A 3915-nucleotide genomic window follows, 5' to 3' on the forward strand; every position below is an offset into this window, starting at 1 on the left:
AACAAATATTCATGGTATAATCTAGATAATTAGATTTAAAGCAGGTGAAATAAATGGATTATAAAATTGGTGAAGTTTCTAAAATATTAAATATCTCTAAAGAAATGATTCGCTACTATGAAAAAAAGGGTGCTATTCACCCTAATCGTAAAAGCGACAACAATTATCGTACTTATTCTACTATGGATGTATTTTTATTAATGGAAATCAATCGCTATCAAGCTTTAAACTTTAGTGTTAAAGAAATTTCCAAGCTATTACAAGATAATTACATCGAACATTACGTAAGACATCTACATAAATATACAAAAGAAATCGAAAAAGAAGTAAGCTTTAAACAATTATTAAAACAACGCGTCAAAGAATTAGCTGACCGAGCAACATATTCTCAATTAAACATTGGTAATTTTTGGTTCAAAAAGATTCCTGAACATGATTTATTATATATGTTAAAGGCTAATAATGATCATTATGATGATTTTGAACTAACTAAAAAGAATCGCCAAATTATCTTCAATGACAATAATATGGCTTTTTTTGAATCACTTGTTATCTTTGAAGAAAAATATGAAACTTGGTGGTATGGGATTCAAAGCGAATATGGTAAAGCTCTTGAATTAAAATATGAAAATTATCAAGTTTTGCCTAGTCAAGTTTGTTTATGTACACATATTGATATGGGCGAAATTGGTGATTTTGATCGAAGCTGCTTAATTCCAATTTACCAGCACATCGAAAAAAACGGTTATACTGTTAGTGGAAAAGCTAGAGGAATAATTATTGGTCGCGGTTATAACCATGAGCGTTTTCAACGAATCATGGAAATTCAAATACCGATTGAAATTGAAACCTTGAAATAATTTTAAGGTTTTTTTATTGTTTTTGTACTTAATATTTATAGTTTACATGTTATTTCATACTTTTTAACGATAATTTTTCTAACTTGACTTTATTATTATTGTAAGGGTTATCATTTAAACAAAGGGAGGAAAAGGTATGTATACAAAATTATTTACATCAAAGAAAATTGGAAATTGTGAGATTCAAAATCGTTTAGTAGTACCGGCAATGGTAACTAATTATTGTAGAGAAGATGGTTTTTTAACCGATCGCTATATTAAATATATGGAAGAAAAAGCTAAAGGTGGCTGGGGATTGATCATTACTGAAGATTATAATGTTACCCCCCATGGTAAAGGGTATCAATTTATTCCTGGTTTCTACCTAGATGAACACATTGAATTAAATAAAAAACTAACAGCCACAATTCATCAATATGGTTCTAAGATCTTTTGTCAAATGTATCATGCAGGAAGACAAAGTTCTCATGCTGTTAATGGTGGCGTACAACCAATTGCGCCATCGAATACTAAAGATCCCATTTGTATGGATCTTGCCAGAGAAATGTCAGTTGAAGAAATTCATGTATTAGTAGAAGAATTTGGGGAAGCGGCAAGAAGATGCAAAGAAGCTGGATTTGATGGAATTGAATTGCATTGCGCTCATGGTTATTTATTAGCTGAATTTTTATCACCTTATGTTAATAAACGAGTTGATCAATATGGTGGCTGCTTTGATAATCGTGTAAGAATCGTTGATGAAATCTTAGTCGCAATGAGAAAACGGGTCGGTGATTTTCCTATCATTGTTCGTATTTCTGCCAATGAATATGTTCAAGGTGGTAGAACTGAAGCGGAAACTTATCAATTAGCCAGACATTTAGAGGCAGTTGGTTTTGATGCTATTCATGTATCTAACGGTGTCTATGCTGCCCATCCAAGAAATCAAATTATCGCACCGATGTTTAGTGATCACGCACTTAATATGGAGGCAGCCAAAAATGTCAAACAATTAGTAAATATTCCAGTTATTTTAACTAACCGAATTAATGAACCAATGATGGCGGATACTTTACTTGAAATGAACAAAGCTGATTTTATTGGTATGGCCCGTGGTTCTTTAGCTGATCCATACTTACCAAAGAAAGCCAAAGAAGGAAAAAATGACCAAATCAATTACTGTATTGGCTGTCTACAAGGCTGTGAAGGTCCCCTTTTATCTGGTGGCTGTGTAACTTGTCTAGTTAATCCTCGAGTTGGTAAAGAAATTGATACACCAATAGAAACAGTTACTAAAGCTAAAAAAGTCATGGTCATTGGTGGTGGTCCTGGTGGTTTAGTTGCAGCTAGAACAGCAGCCTCAAAAGGGCATCATGTTTCTTTATATGAAGCAAGTGATCATTTAGGTGGTCAATTTAGATCAGCAGCTTATCCAAATGGTAAAGGTGAATTAACGACAACTATTTCATCATATCGAGCTAATCTAGAGGCTTTAAATGTTTCAATTCATTTAAACAATGAAGTTGATGAAGATTTAATCAAACAAGAAAAACCGGATGCTATTATCATTGCAACTGGAGCTAAACCAGCTATCCCTCCAATTAAAGGCATTGACAATGAAAATGTCTATACAGCCGAAGATATGCTCCTTGGAAAATATGACATTTCTAATGGTCCTATCGTAGTTTGTGGCGGTGGTGAAGTCGGTGGTGAAACAGCTCACTATTTAGCGGAAAAAAATAGCGATGTAACATTACTAGAAATGCAGCCAGCAATCTTAAATGATATGATGATCATGACCAAGATTTGTCTATTGGAAATGATCCAGCAGGCAGGCATTAAAGTAAAAACGAATTTTACTGTTAAAGAAATAAGCAAAGATGCTGTAATTGGTAAAACCGGAAATGGAAATGAAATATCAATACCAGCTAGTCAGGTAGTTTTAGCTTTTGGATATAAAGCTTATAATCCATTAGAAGAAATCGCTAAAAATAACTGTCAGGAAGTTTATGTTATTGGTGGTGCTAAGGTTGCTGGCGATGCTGTGGCAGCAACAAAAGAAGGATTTGAAGCCGGATTAAAAATCTAAAAAATAAAATGGCCTGAAAACAGGTCATTTTACTTTTTATAATGACGATAAGCTACGCCTCTAGTAATTCTAAGCAAATTATCTTCTCCCGGAAATTTTACCGGAACCGTTGGATGTTCTTGATACATTTTGATAACATCTTCAACATCAGTAATAATTTCTTCCATTTTCATTAATCCATACATTTTTGGCGGTAATAGATACATCGGTTTATTAATTGTCATTGTTTTGATTGCTTTATTTAATTCCATTTTTAAATGGGGACATAAAATAATAACATCAAAATCATCTAATCTTTGTAAACCTAAACTAAATGGTAAAAATTCAATACTATACTTATCTTCATAATGTTTTTCAATAATTTCTTTTTGCATTCTTACGGCAATGGCGCTAGAAGAAAAACCGCCACCACAGCATAATAAAATTTTAATCATTTTTCTCACCCTTTTTATATTATTTTTAAAAAGAAATAAACATTAAAGCTCTTTAGCTAATATCTTTATTATCAAAGAATGGTTAATCATTATATTGTGGTAGCCAGTCAACTTTAAAGAAATAAATGACAAAGATCACACTGCAAACTATCCAAGTTACTGGCCAGCCAAAAAAGATAAAAGTAATATCACTTGTTAATTTTGTAACGACAAATAAATAAAGCTGTCTTAATACGACAAATGAAAAGACCATAACATACATTGGTACTGATGAACGCCCAGCTCCTCTTAAAACGCCATTAATAACTTGATTGATTGGCAAGAATAGATAGAATGGTAAAAAGACTAGTTGCATTAATCTTCCCGCTTCAATAACTGCTTTTTCCTGGTTGAATAAAGCAATAAAGTTTCTACCAAAGAAATACATCAAGATAACAAAGATTCCAATCGTAACCATCGCTAAAAAAGTTGTCAAATAAGCACCCTTTTTTACCCGATCATATTTCTTAGCGCCAATGTTTTGACCAACAAAGGTTGTTACAGCCATATTAAA

At 32.5% G+C, this 3915-nt stretch carries 4 protein-coding genes; 2 read left to right on the forward strand and 2 right to left on the reverse strand.

What is annotated here, in order from left to right; genetic code table 11:
- The first annotated feature begins 53 nt into the window (after nucleotides 1-53).
- Nucleotides 54-860, forward strand: coding sequence for a MerR family transcriptional regulator (locus tag J7M77_RS13555; RefSeq protein ID WP_296879483.1), 807 nt, complete (start codon nucleotides 54-56; stop codon nucleotides 858-860).
- A 136-nt stretch (nucleotides 861-996) separates the two neighbouring features.
- Nucleotides 997-2928, forward strand: a complete 1932-nt coding sequence (locus tag J7M77_RS13560; protein ID WP_296879485.1) for an FAD-dependent oxidoreductase — start codon at nucleotides 997-999, stop codon at nucleotides 2926-2928.
- A 29-nt stretch (nucleotides 2929-2957) separates the two neighbouring features.
- Here J7M77_RS13560 and J7M77_RS13565 read toward each other — a convergent pair whose 3' ends face one another.
- Both J7M77_RS13565 and J7M77_RS13570 read right to left on the reverse strand, forming a co-directional pair.
- The gene (locus tag J7M77_RS13565; RefSeq protein ID WP_296879487.1) at nucleotides 2958-3362 is read right to left on the reverse strand and encodes a PTS sugar transporter subunit IIB; all 405 of its coding nucleotides are present in this window, start codon (nucleotides 3360-3362) and stop codon (nucleotides 2958-2960) included.
- An 82-nt stretch (nucleotides 3363-3444) separates the two neighbouring features.
- Nucleotides 3445-3915, reverse strand: a 471-nt coding sequence (locus tag J7M77_RS13570) for an MATE family efflux transporter (RefSeq protein WP_296879489.1), incomplete at its 5' end; no start/stop codon positions are given.

This window comes from Thomasclavelia sp., assembly GCF_017889095.1.
Lineage (GTDB): Bacteria > Bacillota_I > Bacilli_A > Erysipelotrichales > Coprobacillaceae > Thomasclavelia.